Origin of the sequence: Paracandidimonas soli (assembly GCF_004342005.1) — a bacterium.
Classification (GTDB): Bacteria; Pseudomonadota; Gammaproteobacteria; order Burkholderiales; family Burkholderiaceae_B; genus Paracandidimonas; species Paracandidimonas soli.
The window spans coordinates 12,352-29,211 of sequence record NZ_SMBX01000003.1; the positions used below are offsets into that span (position 1 = coordinate 12,352).

Here is a 16,860-nt window from a genome sequence, read left to right on the forward strand (position 1 = left end):
GTGTGTCGTGCGGGGTGGGATGTAGACTCTAAAAACGTCAATTGTGTCCAGGAAAAAGAATTTCAAAGGCCGTCGCTGCATCGTTCGAGCTGACAGTGATGGTACCCCCGTGGGCCTCAATAATAGATTTCGCAATTGCTAATCCCAGGCCGGCACCTTCCCCCGAGCGCTGACGGGAGGCGTCAGGACGATAAAACCGCTCGAATATACGGGGAAGATGTTCTGAAGGGATGGCGAGGCCTGGATTCTGTATGAGGACTTTTACCGTACTCGGGGCGTGTGCAGCCATTTTTTCCAGCTGGACCAAGACCGTTTCACCGCTAGGAGTGTGTCGAATAGCGTTGGACAATAGATTGCTCAGCGCACGGCGAATCATCAATCTGTCACCTAAAGTACTGACAGGCCCACCGGATACCTCTAAGGCGACTTCACGTTCTTCGGCCCAAGCACCAAAATAATCAAAGAGCATGCGAACTTCAGCTTCAAGGTCGATGGCTACTAGCTCAGGCTTTAGCAGCTTGTTGTCCGCTTGAGCCAGAAATAACATGTCGCCGACCATCTTGGCCATCCGATCATATTCTTCTAGATTGGAATACAGGATTTCACGGTACTGTTCGACACTGCGGGCTTGAGAAAGTGCGACTTCTGTCTGGGTTTTTATGTTCGTAATCGGTGTACGCAATTCATGAGCAATATCACCCGAGAAATCGGATAGACGCCTGAACACGTCTTCGAGACGGTCTAGCATCTGGTTGAAAGATGTGGCCAGCTCGGCAAGTTCTACTGGCACTGCATCAGGGAACAACCGGATGTGCAGCTGGTCGGACTTGATTCTTCCTATCTGACGGTTGATTCGCCTTATGGGCGCGTGGCCTTGATGCACAGCGAGCCATGTAAGAAAAATTGCAATAAGGCAGGCAGCCGCCGTAATGACACGCAGATAATTGCGAAAGCTCTCAAGGTAGTGCAGGTGGAAATTTATGCCGGTACCCACGGCAATGGTAAGAACTTCCATACCCGTATGACTGTCGGCTGGAACCTGAATCACTGCACCTCTGTAAGTTTCGTTATGGTCTTTCCATATACTTACTGTATCAACAGTGATCTGGTCGACAGGTTGCGAAATTTTTGCAAACCTTGCCAGGTTCGAGCCGGGCGTCGCATAGACCACCGAGCCAGCCAGCGTCGAAATTCGGTACTGAGCATTGTGATGACCGGAAACAGCGCTTGCAAACATGGCCCGTACGTCTGCGGCACGTGAGCCATCCGGCAGTGTCGCAACGGTGTGTTTTAGGGCTTGCAGAACCGCATTCAGTTCATCTACGTCCTGCTGGATGAAGTGATTGTTGATTGAGCGCTCGATGACCCATCCGAACGTCAGCAATACAACCGTGATCACTGCGCCGATCGAGACGGTAAGTCGTACCGCCAGAGAGACAGGACGTCGCTTCATTGGCTTGGTGTCGAATCGGTGACATCGAGCATGTATCCCATCCCGCGCACCGTATGTATCAATTTAGGTTCGTACTCGTCGTCGATTTTCGCCCTAAGACGCCGGATGGCGACGTCGATAACATTGGTGTCGCTATCGAAATTCATATCCCAGACTTGGGAAGCAATCAACGATCGAGGCAGCACTTCGCCCTGGCGACGCACGAGGAGCTCCAGCAGGGCGAACTCTTTGTTAGTGAGGGTTATCCGAGTTCCTTTGCGTTCCGCTCGCCGCCGTGGAATGTCGAGTACGAGATCGGCTACTTGCATTTGATCACTTGCGGCCGGGACAGCGCCGCGCCGCAATAGGGTGCGAACGCGTGCGAGAAGTTCGGCGAAGGCGAACGGTTTGACCAAGTAATCGTCTGCCCCCAACTCCAAGCCCTTCACCCGATCTTCCACGCTATCGCGCGCCGTGAGAAACAAGACCGGAGTCTGCGATTTAGCATCACGCAGCGACTGCATGATGCGCCAGCCGTCTACGTCGGGCAGCATCACGTCCAAGATGATTAGGTCGTAGGAGCCTGTCAGCGCCAAGTGGTGACCGTCAAGGCCGGTGCGGGCGAGATCGACCACAAAGCCGGATTCGAGCAGACCTTGGCGCAAGTAGTCGCCCGTCTTGACCTCATCCTCCACAACAAGCAGTTTCATGTGATCGCTCCTGAAAGTTTCCGCGGAAGCGGGGCTCCCACGGCCGGACTTCGCCTTACTAAACCATCGTTACAGTCTAGTGTCACCATCGTGACACGTGCATGACGGGATGATTACAAAATTGTAATGTCGGGTGGCGGCTTTGCGACCCTTCGGTCAAGTCCGTCCAGTCTTGCTGTAAGCCCGGATTTCAACGCGTCTTTGTTGCTAGACTTGCGCCGCGCGCAAGATCTGGCATGGGGTTACCGGGCTTGGAGGCTGCCAGTTTCCGTTTTTCTTGGATGGGGTCTACCGGCTGATTATTGACTCGCAGCTCATAATGCAGATGGGGGCCACTGGATATTCCGGTCGAACCGACATAGCCAATGATCTGTCCTTTTTCTATGTTGACACCCTTTCTTAGGCCTTTCTTAAATCGACTTTGATGTGCATATACAGTGGAATAGACATCGTCGTGTTCTATGAAAATCACTTTTCCATATCCGTTCTGAACGCCTATAAAAGAAATTTTTCCCTGAGCCGTGGCACGGATGGGGGTTCCTTTTGGGGCAGGGTAATCAAGACCTTGATGGCCGGCCCACTTGCCCGATACCGGATGAAGTCGGTAGCCATAGGCTGAATTGATATGCACGCGTTCGCTCAGTGGCGTGTTAAGAAACATCCTGCGTAAGCTCTCAAGCCGAGGTGGGGCTTTATGCGAGTGTTTGCCGAGCGTGTGAACGGGGCCGTCGATAATAGAAGTCTGCCTGACCTCCGATGCTGCCACAGTATTCGTCATAAGGTAGCCCAAGACGAGAAACAGGCCTTTTAATATCCTATGCATGTCAGATAGAAAATATTCTTTTAGTGCTAAAGCGTGGTTCGTCTTCTTTGATCCGATCGACTCTGGATGCTGTGGGGAAAAAGCGTGGGCGGTACTGCGTACGCAGTACCGCCGCCTTTGCCTTCATGGCACCTTATCCGACTTTTACCTTACCGATCATGCCGGCTTCCATGTGTCCGGGAAGGAGGCAGGCAAAGTCAACGGTTCCAGCCTGAGGAAACTGCCAGACGAGCCCACCTTTTTGACCAGGATTGACCGTGATCATATTGGGCTCGGCATGTTTCATTCCAGGCATGTTTTTCATCATGGCTGCATGCTCTTTGAGTTCTGCAACGGAACCGATCACCATTTCATGCGGAATTTTGCCGTTGTTCTTCATGAAAAAACGAACCGTCTCGCCCGGCTTGACGTTGAACTGGCTTGGAGAGAAACGCATGGTGTCGTCCATGACTAGCTCGATCGTACGTGTGACCTTGGCGGGGTCGCCAGGTTGCCCCATAGTTGAGCCGGTTTTTTTCATGCTGGACATGTCATGGCCTTGCATCACGGTGCCGTCTTTCATCTCATGACCTCCACCGTGGCTCCCGGCAGCAAATGCCAGAACCGGTAACGTGCTTAATATCGATATAGATAGTGTCTTTCTCATGAAAATCACTTTTGAATGAGGAAAAAAAGAGCATCAGATATGATGTTCCCTGGTAAAACCGTTAAAACCGAAAGCTCAAACCCGCCACGAAACGGGTTTCCTGCTTGGAGTCGCCCGCTGCCCGCGCGTAATCTGCCGTTTTTCCAAATTTGCTGGACCACTCCACGCCAACGTAGGGAACAAACTGACGCGTGACTTCGTACTTGAGGCGCAAGCCCGCCGTGCCGTCTGTAAGACCGCTGCCAATGCCCCAACGTTCATCGTCTTTGCCATGGAGATTCACTTCCACGCTCGGTTGCAGGTACAACTTCTGAGTCAGCAAGATGTCGTACTCGGCCTTCAGTCCCAGAGCCGTGCGTCCGCTGGGGCCGACATAAGCGGTGGCATCCACCTCGAACCAGTAAGGCGCTAACCCCTTGAAGCCGAATGCCAACCATTCCCGGTTCGGCGCGCCCTGGCCGTGATCGAAACGAACCCCCAGCTCCGTATCCCAGAAAGTTGAAACCGCATGGCGCCAAAGTAATTGCGTCTCGGACTCCTGCAACTTGCCGCTCGCCACTTCGCCTTCCGCTTTGATGACGAGGCGGTTATAGGTGCTGCCATACCAAGCCTCCCCTTCATAGGCGGCCCATTCCTCGCCTCGCGCCCTGACGTACTCGAACCGGTCGACGTTGACGGAGCCGAAATTGTGCATATCCGACATGATCAGCGCATCTGAAGGTGGCAGCGCGTACTTGCCCGCGTTACGCACATAGCCATCGGAGTAGGCATCCGGATCGCGTGCATCTGGTGGCGCCGATCCGCCTTGCATCTGCATATCGCCATGGTCCATCCCGCCGCCGCTCATATCCATTGCTCCCATATCGTGAGCAGCAGCCGTTGGAGCTGTGTTGGTTTGGCCATGGTCCATGCCAGGCATATTCATTTTGCTGTGATCCATGCCAGGCATGCTTGCTGTATCTGCAGGAGCCGAGCTCGCTGGCATGGCGGTATGGCCTGTATGGGCGTCATGCGCTTGGGCGTACGCGAAAAAAGGAGCTGCGCCGAGCGTTGCGATTGCAACGGCAAGAATGCTTTTTTTTATATGGGTATTCACGAAGAAGATTCCCTTTTTCTTGTTTATTGAGCTCATGCCACCACCACTTCGCGAAACATTCCCGCATCCATGTGCAGCATCAGATGGCAGTGCCAAGCCCAGCGACCCAGTGCATCCGCGGTCACGAGAAAGCTGATGCGCTGCGCCGGCTGCACCGGAATCGTGTGGCGGCGAGCTTGGAAGCTGCCGTCGGGCGACTCCAGCTCACTCCACATACCGTGCAAGTGCATGGGGTGCGTCATCATGGTGTCGTTGTGCAAGATAATCCTGACCCGCTCGCCGTAGCGAAAATGCACAGGTGTCGATTTTCCATATTCGACGCCATCGAACGACCAGGCATAGCGTTCCATGTTCCCGGTCAGATGAAGCTCGATTTCACGCTCTGCGCCGCGTGGATCCATCGCGCCGCCCACCGTGTGCAAGTCTGAAAGCGTCAATACTCGGCGGCCATTATTGCGCAGCCCAATGCCGGGATCGTCCAGATTGGTGCGAGGCATGTCGACCCGCATATCGATGCTCGGACCATACTCGGTCCTTGCGTGGCGCACTTGGGTGCTTGCGCCAGCCGCTGCCATTGGGCCATGATCCATACTCGCCATGCCTGCGTGATTCATGCCCTGCATGCTGCCATGGTTCATCCCTGCCATAGCGCCATGGTCCATACCGCTCATGGACGACGGGCCGGCCGCGCCGTGGCTCATTCCGGTCATGCCACCGCCCATTGCGCCCATCATGTCCGCCATGGTCAGCCATTCCACTGGATCAAGCGCGGGCACAGGCGCTTCGAGTCCGGCACGTGTGGCGAGCGTACCGCGCGCATATCCCGTGCGATCCATGGCTTGCGCATAGACGGTGTAGGTATCGTCCTTAGGTTGCACCAGCACGTCGTAGGTTTCCCCAGGACCAAAGCGGAACTCATCCACAGTCACGGGCTCAACGTTGACGCCGTCGGCTTGAACGACTGTTAACTGTAAGCCTGGTATGCGGACGTCGTAAAAGGTGTTGGCTGCTCCGTTGATAAAGCGTAGGCGGATCCGTTCACCAGGCCGAAACAGCCCCGTCCAGTTGCCCGCCGGTGTCGTGCCGTTCATCAAATAGGTCAGCACGTTCGCGGACAGGTCGGCTAAATCGGTCGGGCTCATGCGCATCTCGTTCCACATTTTGCGCTTGTCGATGGCTGCTTTGAGGCCATCCCGTGAGGCATCCCGGAAGAAATCAACGGCGGTGGGCTGGTTGTAGTTGTAGTAGTCGCCTTGCGTCTTCAGCTTGGCCAGGACCCGCATCGGGTCCTCGTCGGTCCAATCTGAGAGCTGAACGACATACTCCCGATCCGCCCGTATGGGGTCGGTTTCTGCCGGGTCAATAATGATCGCCCCATAGACGCCGGTCGCCTCCTGCATCCCAGAGTGGGAGTGATACCAGTAGGTGCCGCTCTGTTCGACTTTAAATCGATATGTAAACGTTTCTCCTGGGGCGATGCCCGTAAAACTGATGCCTGGCACGCCATCCATTTGGAAAGGCAGGATGATGCCGTGCCAATGTATGGAGGTCGCTTCCTGCAGCCGGTTCTTGACGTGAATAGTGACCGTATCGCCTTCGCGCCAACGCAACGTGGGGGCAGGAAGCGAGCTATTCACCGTCGTGGCCATGCGTGGGTTGCCGGTGAAGTTGACGGGCGATTCACCGATCTCCAGGTTGAATTCGGTTCCCGTCAGGACAGCGGCTGAGCCTGTGCCCGTCTTGGCGAACGAACCCCCAGCAGCTCGGGCGAAGGGGGACAAGCCCAACAATACGCCGCCGGCCGCAAGGCCCTGAACGAATCGGCGACGGGGCAGGATAGGCAGTGCAAGCGAGGGCGGTAGCAGGTGTTTCACGTGAGCGTATCCGAAATTCGAAAGATGGTGGAAATCAATCATCCTTCGATGATCGAGGCTTCAATTAAATCGCCAACAACGACTTTAACGAGGCGCACATGTCGGCCCAATGACGCCCGCATTACATTTTTGTAATGGACGGTATGGCCGGTTTAGCGACGACGTGATCGGCGCCTCCTCGGGCGGATAGTGACCGGTGCCGGCAGCACCGATATCATTGGCCTTTGGCTTTTTCGTCATGCTGCGTTGAATCCGATTCGCTCGAATTGCCATGCTGGTGTCCTCTGTGCCCATGCATTAAATGCATGAGCGAAACGGCTACCAGGAGTAAATAAGGCCACCAGCCTGTGATATGTCCCCAATGCTCCCGCATGAGGTAAAAGCCCGTCACTAGGACGAGGGAAATCCAAGCCTTCGCCCCAGGGCGCGCCCAAAGCGAGGGCGATGGCCGTTGACGCTTGGGGTGGGACGGATGATGCTTCATACGCAGGAGCTCCAACTAAATTAACTAATACTTTCTAGAACGCTAGCGGCGTTCAGCTCGCGTTTGCGCCCCTCTGCAATGCATACAGCGAAATATCGACCCGATACTTTATGAGACGCTCAGTGGCCGCCGCAGCACCCGCCGCTTGCTCGAGGATCGCGTTTAGAACCCTCTGGAGCGGCTTCCTGGCTGCCTTCCATACTCACAGCACTGCCGGTCACTTGCTGCGCGGGGTAGCCCGCCGCCGCTAGAGCTTGCAGCAGAGCCGGTTGTATCGCAGCGACGTCGTTAACGTTGGCGCGCGCCACTCCCCGCGCAAGGTCTACCTCGGCGTTATGCACCCCTGGTACACCAACAAGTGCCCGAGTCACTCTTGCGACACAGGCGCCGCAAGTCATGCCCGCTACCTTCAGTTCGATTTGTTTCATGCTTTACTCCTTCAGTATTGTTTCAGTTCAAACGGCAGTCAGAGCCACAGCTCGTCTCTGTTTCCTCGTACCCACGGTTCCCGGTCGCGTGCTGTCACTACCAAGATAAACCTTCCCATTGCGACAAGGTCAAGCAATACCTTCGCTGATTCCATCACGGTTCCGCATAGCGTCCAAACTTGAAAGCTTTCCGGTGTTAGTAGCAAATTGAAAATGCAGCTGGTCGTTTGCAACTCATTGAAGTGCAGTTCTACTTCCGACTTCAACCGTCGTCGACCACAAGTGGCCGGTACCCCAGTCCGCAGAATCAAACTATCTCGCAATCGCAATATTGGCTTCCATGGGAAATCGTAAGGAATCTCCCTTCATGAAGCTTTGCACGACTGCGTGAGTTTCCTTGGTTACTTCGCTCACGAGCGCACTTCGCGTTGCCCCGTCTAACGAAGCAAACTTCGGAATCGATGTCGCTGCGCCCAATATAGAAAATTCGACGAATCGTTCGGGTTCAGGCATTTGGATCGACACAGCTTTCGTCGTAACTTCTACATGTGTAAAGTTCGCGCTTCTAAGCAACGTATAGAGCTTTTCTGCGCTGGAAAAGGAGAAGGCAACGTCGACGTCCCTGAATGGGACGTCGAGGTAGCGCGCGGTGGCGGTGAATAGCGCTTCGTGTATTGGGTGTCGAGTTAGAGATTGCCAGACACTGATTACGGCTGTTCCGTGCGTGCGAAGCAGGCGGCGCATCTCTCGTACTGAAGCGCCTCGGTCTGGAAAGAATTGCAGTCCTTGCTGACAGAAAATCAGATCGAAATTATCGTCAAGAAGGTCTAGGTGCGTTGCATCGCCTTGGCGCCACTCGATCGGCGCGCCTGCGGGTTGGTGTTGGGTGCGACCCACCTTCAACATGTCTGCGTTGATATCGACCGCGACGACTGTACCAGTTGTCCCTACTATCGGTGCGACCTGTCGAGCCACACTGCCGGTGCCACATGCAAGATCGAGAACCCGATCACCGCGCTTGGGAACTGCCAATTCCAAAAGAACGCGTGTCCATGGATCTGCAATAGGTCGGCTGAGATAGCGCTCGTACACTTCGGCAGGATTAAGAGGCTGTTGCATGTTCATTGGTTCCAAATCAATGGTGATCTATTCCTACGCAAACCCGCACGTTTTTTTGTGGGTTTGCCACGGAACCCCCAATATTCCCGCCGGGGCACCAATCGCGTTTTTCTAAGAAACAATTTATGGCGCGCTACGGTACGTGATTCCGTTAGGGTTGGGTCCTACCTGATACGTAGCAACCACATCATGAGTGCTGGTGTCGATCGCGCTCACGCTATTATCGAGGGTGTTAGTGATGAAGACGTATTTACCGTCTTCACTCGCAACTACACCGTGAGCACCTTTACCCGTCACGACGGTGCCAATAACCTTTTGGTTTGTGGTATCGATCACTGAAACGGTGTTGTCTGGATCGGTATCACTTCCTTGATTCGCCACGTACATCGTGTCGCCCGCAGCGGCATAGAGTTGGATCGGGCCGCGACCGACGCCGATGCGATTGGTCACTTTCCTCGTATCCACGTCAATCACGGCCACGCTGTTTTCGTCGCGTAGTGAGACGTATACTTGCTTGCCGTCCGGGGTGAATGCCACCTGTACGGGTGCCTTGCCTACTGGAATCCTCGCGACCTCTTTGAGGCTTTTGGTGTCGATGACGGAAGCTGAGTTGTCGGTCACGTTTGCTACGTAAAGCTCGAGCCCACTCGGGCTCAAGCGCAAGCCGTGCGGATAAGAACCGGTATCAATCTCAGCGGTAATTTTCTTCGCTTGGATATCCACTACCGACACGCGATCCTTATCGGCGTTGGTGATGTACGCATAGCGCCCATCAGAACTGGTGACGATATGAGCAGGGTGGTCGCCCGACGGCAGTGTTTGCAACACGTTATCAAGCTGATCGACGTCCAAGATCAGCAGGCCGGCATCGCCATGAGCGTCGGCGCCGTCGCTGTGCGCGCCAGCTGCCTTTTCTCCGTGACCGCCGTGTCCACCTCCGTTGTTCTTCGCAGTTCCGACGGCGAGCACTGTTTTGCCGTCCGGGGAAATCTGAACATTATGGGGCACGACGCTGATCGGAGTTGTCTGCACATTGCCTGTGCTCAGAACGATCTTGCTAACGGATCCATCGCCCTCGTTAGCACTATATACGACGCCATTTGGCAGCGACGCAGCGTGTATCGTGCTGGCAGAGAAGGCAAGAGCGACAGCGAGAAGGACAGGACGAAGTTTTAGCATGGGGAAGCCTCCATATATAGGCAAGGAAAATTGTTTTCTGGCAATGGGAAACCATGGCTGAAACTATAGGGTGCTGCCCCTGACCGGACGATTACTCACGAATTACCCTTTTGTAATGCCATGCCGCTATTGCGGGTGCGACGGGCACTGCACGTACCGATATTCGAGAAAATGACGGCACGATTACAAAGGTGTAATGCGCGCCCAGTGTCGCTCACCACTCATATTTTTCTCTGGTGCGACGGCTTGAGATTTGCTGATTTAGCCGTGTGGCGTCTCACTTAGGGACGCACGATTAAACACCTGTTAAGACCATTGGAGATGAATATGCCCCATAAGAAGTTTCAATCTTGCATCGACGCCTGCTATGCATGCGCTACAGAATGTGATCACTGCGCAGTTTCCTGCCTGCATGAACAAGACGCCAGTAGCATGGCGCGCTGTGTAAAACTGGATATGGATTGCGCTGCAATGTGCCGCCTTGCGGCCAGTTATATGGCGAGAGGGAGTGAGTTTGCGCAATCCATCTGTCGCTTGTGTGCAGAGATCTGCGAAGCTTGCGGAGAAGAGTGCGCGAAGCACGAAATGGAACATTGCCAACGCTGCGCGGAGGCGTGTCGCACATGTGCTGAGGAGTGCAGGCGGATGGCCCAGGCGGCTTAACGTCTTGTTTTAAGGAACGTTCGCGCCGCCCAATAAGGCGCGATTAACTGAAGGCCGACGTGACGTGTCACGTCGGCTTCTTATATTTGGAGCGACGGTGTGCTAACGGGTAAGAGCATGGCCTTGCTCCACAAGTCTGGTGTCTAGCCCCGTCGAGGCTCCTGAGGAAATGTGAAAGGATCGTTCGTTCCTGCTTTTATGCGCAGTCGCCGAGCATTGCGCCGATGACAAATACAACCCGCTACAAATTACTTGGTTACGACGGCGCGGCGAAGATGACAAAGATGTAATGCAGAAGCAATGCCCCTGAAAGGCGGCGGCGGCTACAGTAAGGTGAGCCGCTCGATTGTATGGCGGACGATAAACATATCACCAAAGAGAACCGAAAATGAAATGCGATATGAAGACGATGCTAAAGGCCGGCGCCGGGCTTGCCGTTGGGATTGCGGTTGCCTATGCAATCTTTCCCGCCGCACGCGAACTACTCGTTGCGGTAAGCCCGTTTCTGTTTTTGTTGATCTGTCCGCTGATGATGGTTTTCATGATGAAGGGGATGCAGTCGTGCCATACGGACCATGGAACTAAGAAACATAGGTCGACAGAGATACCGACGGATGAGCCCGCTAAGTCGGGATTCACTCGCCTAGGCCTGGCGGTGAGTAAGCGGCGGGATGCCTAACCAGCTAATGGGTGGCGACCTCAAGAGAGCAGTTTTAGTTCTAATCGCAGTGCTGGGAATGCTCATAGTGTTGGCCGTCGCGTTTGCAGGGATCATGCTGTACTCATTGTTGAGGTTATGAGATGGGTGTGCCGTCAGCATTTCTGCGCACTTGAGCTCGTATCGCTCCCTTGTGGGCTGCCAGCTCAAATGTCTTTTTATTATGAAAAAGTAATGCTTGCGTCACTCGACTGACCGCAGCACTTCGCTATATCTATGCATTAGCACTACCGTTGTACAGGAAACAATAATGAATACCATTTCACGACGCGGCTTTCTTGCCGCGGGTGCAGCCATGCTGGCCTATTCGCAGCTGCCCAAGTTCGCGGCGGCGCAGGGTGTGGCCCCGCTGTCTCTACAGGCAGCAACCCGCACGCTCGATGTCGACGGTCGCGCGGCGACCGTCTTCGGTCTTGCTGGTCCTAGCGGCCAAGGCTTAGTTCTCGACGCGGGACAGAGGTTCAGGGTTGACCTGACTAACAATCTTGATGTGAGTACGATCATTCACTGGCATGGCCAAATTCCACCCAACGCGCAGGACGGCGTACCAGACTTGCCTTTGCCGATGCTCGCGCCGGGTGAAACGCGGTCCTATGATTTTGAGCCGTTGCCGGGCACATTCTGGATGCACAGTCATGTGCCAATCCAGGAGATGCAACTGCTCGCGGCACCGTTGATCGTTCGTTCAAAGGAAGATCTTGCGGCCGATCGGCAAGAGGTGGTGCTATTCCTGCATGATTTCTCATTCAAGACGCCCCAGGAAGTGATGGCTGAGATCGAGGAAGGCCACGGGGGCGGCCATGGAGGTGGTCATGGGGGCGGCCACATGAGTGATATGGCGGGCATGGACCATGGTGCCATGGATGGCATGGCGATGGATCTCAATGACTACGACTGGGATGCCTATCTTGCCAACGACCGCACGCTTTCGGATCCCGAGGTGGTGCAGGTCGAGCGTGGCGGGCGCATCCGTCTGCGGGTGATTAACGCTGCTGCGGCAACGGTTTTCTGGATCGAGACTGGGAAAGCGCAAGCCCGGCTCGTCGCTGTGGATGGACATGCCATCCAGCCCGTTCAGGGCACGCGCTTCGGCCTGGCCATGGGCCAACGCCTTGATCTCGAAATCGACCTGCCACAGGACGGTGGTGCCTGGCCGATTCTCGCGCTACGAGAAGGGGCGCGAGAGCGTACAGGGCTGATCCTTGCCACTCCGGGCGCTGAAATCCGCCGCATTGACACCCTGGCAGAAACCGACGCACCCGCCTTTGACACTGACTTGTCACAGGAGTCGCGCTTGATCGCCTTGAACGCACTGACGAGTCGGCCCGTAGATCGTAGCCACATCGTAACGCTGGGCGGCACAATGCAGCCTTATGTCTGGACGATCGACGGCGCCGTTTGGGGCCAGCACCGTCCGGTTAGCGCGAAAAGCGGCGAGCGGGTCGTGCTGTCCTTTCATAACGTATCGATGATGGGCCACCCGATGCATCTGCACGGACATGTGTTCCAGGTCGTCGGACTGAACGGACGCGCGGTCTCGGGCGCCTTCCGGGACACTGTATATGTGCCGTCGATGTCGAAGGTCGATATCGCGCTCGACGCGGGCGAAGCCGCGCGCTGGATGCTGCACTGCCACCATATGCCGCATCTTGAAACCGGCATGATGACAGAGTTCGCTGTCAGCGCGTAGGCCAGAGCATGGTTACTCCCAGCGCACACAGATGCTGGGATGTTCCGAGAGATAACGGTCAGCTAAGCTAGTCATGAAGCAATGTCACGCAAGAAATTAGTCTTTGGCGCAGCGGCAATCGTTTTATTGGGTTCCGCCGCAGCCCTTTACAAGGCGATGAAACAATCGGGGCCTGTGTTTATCGACCCTGCTGATCAAACCCTTGTGATGCAGGGCAAAGCGATATACGCAAACAATTGCGCATCCTGCCATGGCGCCGAACTGCAAGGGCAACCGAACTGGCGCCAGCGGTTGGCGAATGGTCGGTTGCCCGCGCCGCCGCACGATAAGACCGGCCACACGTGGCACCACCCCGATGCAATGCTAATCGACATGGTGAAAAATAGCCTGGTTCCGGGGCGCACAGCGCCACGGGGCTACGAGACCGATATGCCAGCCTATCGCGATATCCTGACTGATGAGGAAATTATCGCGGTGCTGGCGTATATAAAGAGCAGCTGGCCGCCCAAGGTGCTGGAGGCGCAAAAAGAAGTGACTGTGCGAACCCAGGGCTGAGGGAGTTCAAGAGGATATTTACGAGTGGTCGGATCCGACCACTTATCAGGAGTGAATTATGAGAATGTTGGTTGTCGCGGCTACTCTGATGGCCGCCTCTTCATTGGCCCATGCCGCCGATACCGCTATTACGGTGTATCAGGATCCATACTGTGGATGCTGTTCCGGGTGGGTGGATCATATGCGGGAGTCTGGTTTTGAGGTTAAAGCGATCAAGACGACTGATATGACGTCGATCAAACAGAAGCTGGGTGTACCCGCGAAGCTGGGATCCTGCCATACAGGCGTGGTCGAGAGTACGGGGCAAATCATTGAGGGACACGTGCCGGCCAATGCGGTTAACAAGCTCCTGGCAGACGCTTCGGTGAAGGGCGTGGCGGCCCCTGGCATGCCAGTGAATTCCCCCGGGATGGGCAAGTTAAATGGAAAGCTGGTGACGGTCGATTTCGAAGGGACGCCCTTTTCAAAAGACTAGCCGTAGTACCGAGTCGTGATATTCCTATCATGTCTCGGTACGTGCATCATGTGGATAGCCTTTCCTCGCCCCAACCCGCGCAGGCATGTGACGCGGTTATCACGACATTTTGTGATGAGCCTCTCGGGAGGCGCGGGTAGATTCTTACCTGTTCTTTAAGGTAACTTCAAAGCGTGGCTAGTGACAGCATGATCGAAGATCCCCAACATCTGAGACAGACTCGATTCTTCGGCAGTCGACAACGGCCCAAAGTCGCGCATACGCGCGACACCGTCAGCGATCTCCCGAATGCAGGCCGGGTTGTCACGGGCCAGCAGCTGGGGCAGGGACGCAATTGCGGCCTTTTCGTCAAGCCGCATAATATTGGCTTGGCGGCGCACTGTGTCGCGGAAAGACGCCATGTCAAAGCCACGGTGGCAGTCGGGCTGGTGTAGTTCGAGCAGTAAGTTCGCGCGCCGCTCATCAATAGAACTACAAAAGCGGTGAATATAAATCAGGGCTCGGATTCCTGCCTCGAGCGCGCCTCCTTCGGCAATCTCGGTACGGAGCTCTGTAATCTTCTGCTGGATCAAGGCATCATGATCAGGTGCAGTGCAAGGCCCCGCGTGGGCTGGCTCGTCGCTGCCTGTCTGTCCAGTGATAATGCGCATCCAGGGCGAGTCGTAGATCCATTCAAAAGCTCGTTCATAAGCCGAGTCGCGCGCATCTCGCCAGTGGTCGAGGGCCTGCGTAATGGCTTGCGAGCCAATTTCCTGCATCTGCAGAAAAGGATTGTCGTCGTCAATCGCTACACGCTGCTTGCGAACTTTAGTTGCTGTATCGGCGATGTGTGATGACAACGGGTTTTGATCGGACCACCATTCGTAAGAGAGCCTCAACGGATGCATGGCCTGTAACCACTGCGCCGCCTGCGGCGTGTACGTATGACGTACCCATGGCTGCAGAAACTGGCGGTACAGTCCTAAATTAATCTTCGAGAGCTGCGCCACAGCGTTGAAGCGACGGTCGCTCTCTGGATCCGGCTGGACAATGTCGCGCACGCGGGCCACGTCGGCAGGCTCGATCGATAGCTCAAAATTATCGAGCGGGACCGCGCCATCTTTTTGCGCTGGCTCTGCAATCGTTGCGCGATATATGCCCGCGGGTAACACGTCGATCAGGTCAATATTGGTGGTAAATTTATGATGTTCTTTGCGGCTGACTGCTCCAGACACAAAGATGCCCAGATGGCCGACGCTATCGTGAGTGGCATAGATAATGGTTTGGTCGTGCGTTAGTACGTCTTCATCGTCGCCGTACAAGTCAGTAATCCAACCTAAGGCCTGTGGCGGCGGTGTAATGTTGTCGCCGTACGAGCAGAAGACTACGATCGGCGAGCGAATGTTGCGTAGATCGATGCGTGAGCCATCCGAGGTGCGCAGTTCGGCGATCGAGAGACGATTGCCAATGAATAAATTATCAACGATGTATTGCATCTCCACATCGTTGAGGTAGACGTACCCGCCCCAATATTTTTCGAAATCCAGGTAACGGGGGGCCTCTGTGTCGATGTTTGCATACAGATGGTGTTGCTTGTTCCAGAGCGTATTGGCTGGGTTCAGGTTTTCGAAGTTTTGCACCAACCACGCGCCGTCGAAGCGGCCGGCACCCATGTCGCTCGTCATTGCAGTTAACCAGCTGCCACCAAGCAGCCCGGCGGTGTAGCGCATGGGATCGCGACCGCGCCATCCGGCCCAATAAGAAAGCGGTGCACCGGCGACAATAATCGGGCCAAACAGTTCCGGTCGCATGGCTGCAGTCATCAGAATTTGCCAGCCGGCCTGGCAGTTGCCAATGACGGCTGGCTTACCTTCAGGGCACGGATGCAGTTCAATCACTTTTTCAAGGAAAGCTGCTTCCGCGTGCATCACGTCTTCGATCGTTTGCCCCTCTATGGGGTCGGGCAGAAAACCAATGAAATAGCAGGGGTGGCCAGCATCGATAACCACGCCGATCTCGCTGTCGACTTTGAAGCCGCCAATGCCTGGGCCGTGGCCAGCGCGAGGATCGATCACCACGAAAGGTCGTTTCATATGATCCGCAGGCTTGTCGTGCGGCGGCACTATCCGTACCAGCCAATAGTTCACTGGTCGAGGCAGGTCTTTACCGGATATCACTACTTCGGAAGGGAAGTTCAGAACATTCGGAACCCGCTCGGCGCGGTGCGTTTCATATTGATTGCCGCGCTGGCGCATGACGTCTGCATAGAGGATACTGCGTTGCCAGGCGTCAACCGCATACTCCGCCAAGTGTGGCAGTTTGGGTGTATCGGCTTCTGGCCCCGCCTCGTAGCGGCTTTTCCCCTGTGAACTGTTCGGTGTTTCCGCCTTCATGTTGGTTCCCTCCCGTGCGCCGGCGTCGTTGTCATCAGAACGCCAAGGTTATGGGGTTGTAGTGGCCGCCGCCGGCATTCTGTCCATCATCATTTGCATCATGCCTTGCATCATGTCCATCCGTTTCAGCATCATCTCGTGATGTGCACCTGGCGGCGCTGCGGATGGATCTTTTCCGGTTTGAGAGTGCATGCTTCCCATCATTCCCATACCCTGCATTCCTGCGGACGCCATGCCCATTAGCTTCATGCCTTCTTGCATCAAATCGTGGTGCTCGGACATGAGTGCGCGACGTTCGTCTGGCGTGGCTTTTTGAAGATTCTCATGAAAGGTGTTCATGGCCTTCATATGGGTATCCATCTTTTGCTTCAGAAGCGCCGGGTCTGCCGCTAATGATTTATCCGAAATTGACGTTTCGTTGTTGCCGGTCCCTCCGGGGTGGTGTGCGTTATGCTCGTCTGTCGTCTGAGCGAACGACAGGGCGCTAGCCGAACTCAGAATAATGGTGGAGGCGATTAAACGGATCTTTCTCATGGTGATGCTCCTTACTTGCAAGTGACCACGATCATGGTCATTGCTTTCACTATACTGAGCGG

Annotated in this window: 17 protein-coding genes; 5 read left to right on the plus strand and 12 right to left on the minus strand. The window is 55.2% G+C overall.

Going from position 1 to position 16,860, the window contains the following annotated elements:
* Positions 1–37 precede the first annotated feature (37 nt).
* The 10 genes from EV686_RS06985 to EV686_RS07030 form a co-directional block, all read right to left on the minus strand.
* Positions 38–1,453, minus strand: coding sequence for a Cu(+)/Ag(+) sensor histidine kinase (locus tag EV686_RS06985; RefSeq protein ID WP_132474976.1), 1,416 nt, complete (start codon positions 1,451–1,453; stop codon positions 38–40).
* Positions 1,450–2,142, minus strand: coding sequence for a heavy metal response regulator transcription factor (locus tag EV686_RS06990; protein ID WP_132474978.1), 693 nt, complete (start codon positions 2,140–2,142; stop codon positions 1,450–1,452). Before EV686_RS06990 ends, EV686_RS06985 begins: the two co-directional genes overlap by 4 nt.
* A 190-nt stretch (positions 2,143–2,332) precedes the next feature.
* A complete protein-coding gene (locus EV686_RS06995; RefSeq protein ID WP_165972534.1) occupies positions 2,333–2,920 on the minus strand; it encodes a M23 family metallopeptidase in 588 nt (195 codons plus the stop codon).
* A gap of 178 nt (positions 2,921–3,098) precedes the next feature.
* Complete coding sequence (locus tag EV686_RS07000) at positions 3,099–3,527, minus strand: cupredoxin domain-containing protein (RefSeq protein ID WP_341539329.1); 429 nt, start codon at positions 3,525–3,527, stop codon at positions 3,099–3,101.
* 145 nt (positions 3,528–3,672) lie between these two features.
* Entirely contained in the window at positions 3,673–4,743 is a 1,071-nt protein-coding gene (locus tag EV686_RS07005) for a copper resistance protein B (protein WP_165972535.1), read from the minus strand.
* A complete protein-coding gene (locus EV686_RS07010; RefSeq protein ID WP_207901712.1) occupies positions 4,740–6,581 on the minus strand; it encodes a copper resistance system multicopper oxidase in 1,842 nt (613 codons plus the stop codon). Before EV686_RS07010 ends, EV686_RS07005 begins: the two co-directional genes overlap by 4 nt.
* Before the next feature lie 214 nt (positions 6,582–6,795).
* Positions 6,796–7,065 (minus strand): DUF2933 domain-containing protein, encoded by a 270-nt coding sequence (locus EV686_RS18960; RefSeq protein ID WP_132474984.1) that lies wholly within the window; start codon positions 7,063–7,065, stop codon positions 6,796–6,798.
* A gap of 119 nt (positions 7,066–7,184) precedes the next feature.
* Positions 7,185–7,493 carry a heavy-metal-associated domain-containing protein gene (locus EV686_RS07020; RefSeq protein WP_132474986.1) on the minus strand — a complete coding sequence of 103 codons (309 nt, stop codon included), beginning with the start codon at positions 7,491–7,493 and terminating at the stop codon, positions 7,185–7,187.
* 312 nt (positions 7,494–7,805) lie between these two features.
* Entirely contained in the window at positions 7,806–8,612 is an 807-nt protein-coding gene (locus EV686_RS07025; RefSeq protein WP_243650786.1) for a class I SAM-dependent methyltransferase, read from the minus strand.
* 123 nt (positions 8,613–8,735) lie between these two features.
* Positions 8,736–9,791 (minus strand): YVTN family beta-propeller repeat protein, encoded by a 1,056-nt coding sequence (locus tag EV686_RS07030; RefSeq protein WP_132474990.1) that lies wholly within the window; start codon positions 9,789–9,791, stop codon positions 8,736–8,738.
* A gap of 327 nt (positions 9,792–10,118) precedes the next feature.
* Between EV686_RS07030 and EV686_RS19100 the strand changes: the two genes are divergently transcribed.
* The 5 genes from EV686_RS19100 (at position 10,119) to EV686_RS07055 (ending at position 13,892) form a co-directional block, all read left to right on the plus strand.
* Positions 10,119–10,454, plus strand: coding sequence for a four-helix bundle copper-binding protein (locus tag EV686_RS19100; protein WP_132474992.1), 336 nt, complete (start codon positions 10,119–10,121; stop codon positions 10,452–10,454).
* Positions 10,455–10,854: 400 nt separating this feature from the next.
* Positions 10,855–11,133 carry a DUF2933 domain-containing protein gene (locus EV686_RS07040; protein WP_165972536.1) on the plus strand — a complete coding sequence of 93 codons (279 nt, stop codon included), beginning with the start codon at positions 10,855–10,857 and terminating at the stop codon, positions 11,131–11,133.
* A gap of 289 nt (positions 11,134–11,422) precedes the next feature.
* A complete protein-coding gene (locus tag EV686_RS07045; RefSeq protein WP_132474996.1) occupies positions 11,423–12,862 on the plus strand; it encodes a multicopper oxidase family protein in 1,440 nt (479 codons plus the stop codon).
* Positions 12,863–12,943: 81 nt separating this feature from the next.
* Entirely contained in the window at positions 12,944–13,417 is a 474-nt protein-coding gene (locus EV686_RS07050; RefSeq protein WP_132474998.1) for a c-type cytochrome, read from the plus strand.
* A 58-nt stretch (positions 13,418–13,475) separates the two neighbouring features.
* The gene (locus EV686_RS07055; RefSeq protein ID WP_132475000.1) at positions 13,476–13,892 is read left to right on the plus strand and encodes a DUF411 domain-containing protein; all 417 of its coding nucleotides are present in this window, start codon (positions 13,476–13,478) and stop codon (positions 13,890–13,892) included.
* 155 nt (positions 13,893–14,047) lie between these two features.
* On the opposite strand, the gene EV686_RS07060 is transcribed toward EV686_RS07055, so the two are convergent.
* Positions 14,048–16,264 (minus strand): DUF3141 domain-containing protein, encoded by a 2,217-nt coding sequence (locus tag EV686_RS07060; RefSeq protein ID WP_132475002.1) that lies wholly within the window; start codon positions 16,262–16,264, stop codon positions 14,048–14,050.
* A gap of 48 nt (positions 16,265–16,312) precedes the next feature.
* Positions 16,313–16,798: a hypothetical protein gene (locus EV686_RS07065; protein ID WP_132475003.1), complete on the minus strand. Its 486-nt coding sequence runs from the start codon at positions 16,796–16,798 to the stop codon at positions 16,313–16,315.
* Positions 16,799–16,860: the final 62 nt, after the last annotated feature.

What these genes read in the sequence shown, in the direction of transcription:
- EV686_RS06985 (WP_132474976.1), bottom strand. Translation starts at nt 1,453, where the DNA reads ATGAAGCGACGTCCTGTCTCTCTGGCGGTACGACTTACCGTCTCGATC.
- EV686_RS06990 (WP_132474978.1), bottom strand. Translation starts at nt 2,142, where the DNA reads ATGAAACTGCTTGTTGTGGAGGATGAGGTCAAGACGGGCGACTACTTG.
- EV686_RS06995 (WP_165972534.1), bottom strand. Translation starts at nt 2,920, where the DNA reads ATGACGAATACTGTGGCAGCATCGGAGGTCAGGCAGACTTCTATTATC.
- EV686_RS07000 (WP_341539329.1), bottom strand. Translation starts at nt 3,527, where the DNA reads ATGAAAGACGGCACCGTGATGCAAGGCCATGACATGTCCAGCATGAAA.
- EV686_RS07005 (WP_165972535.1), bottom strand. Translation starts at nt 4,743, where the DNA reads ATGAGCTCAATAAACAAGAAAAAGGGAATCTTCTTCGTGAATACCCAT.
- EV686_RS18960 (WP_132474984.1), bottom strand. Translation starts at nt 7,065, where the DNA reads ATGAAGCATCATCCGTCCCACCCCAAGCGTCAACGGCCATCGCCCTCG.
- EV686_RS07020 (WP_132474986.1), bottom strand. Translation starts at nt 7,493, where the DNA reads ATGAAACAAATCGAACTGAAGGTAGCGGGCATGACTTGCGGCGCCTGT.
- EV686_RS07025 (WP_243650786.1), bottom strand. Translation starts at nt 8,612, where the DNA reads ATGCAACAGCCTCTTAATCCTGCCGAAGTGTACGAGCGCTATCTCAGC.
- EV686_RS07030 (WP_132474990.1), bottom strand. Translation starts at nt 9,791, where the DNA reads ATGCTAAAACTTCGTCCTGTCCTTCTCGCTGTCGCTCTTGCCTTCTCT.
- EV686_RS19100 (WP_132474992.1), top strand. Translation starts at nt 10,119, where the DNA reads ATGCCCCATAAGAAGTTTCAATCTTGCATCGACGCCTGCTATGCATGC.
- EV686_RS07040 (WP_165972536.1), top strand. Translation starts at nt 10,855, where the DNA reads ATGAAGACGATGCTAAAGGCCGGCGCCGGGCTTGCCGTTGGGATTGCG.
- EV686_RS07045 (WP_132474996.1), top strand. Translation starts at nt 11,423, where the DNA reads ATGAATACCATTTCACGACGCGGCTTTCTTGCCGCGGGTGCAGCCATG.
- EV686_RS07050 (WP_132474998.1), top strand. Translation starts at nt 12,944, where the DNA reads ATGTCACGCAAGAAATTAGTCTTTGGCGCAGCGGCAATCGTTTTATTG.
- EV686_RS07055 (WP_132475000.1), top strand. Translation starts at nt 13,476, where the DNA reads ATGAGAATGTTGGTTGTCGCGGCTACTCTGATGGCCGCCTCTTCATTG.
- EV686_RS07060 (WP_132475002.1), bottom strand. Translation starts at nt 16,264, where the DNA reads ATGAAGGCGGAAACACCGAACAGTTCACAGGGGAAAAGCCGCTACGAG.
- EV686_RS07065 (WP_132475003.1), bottom strand. Translation starts at nt 16,798, where the DNA reads ATGAGAAAGATCCGTTTAATCGCCTCCACCATTATTCTGAGTTCGGCT.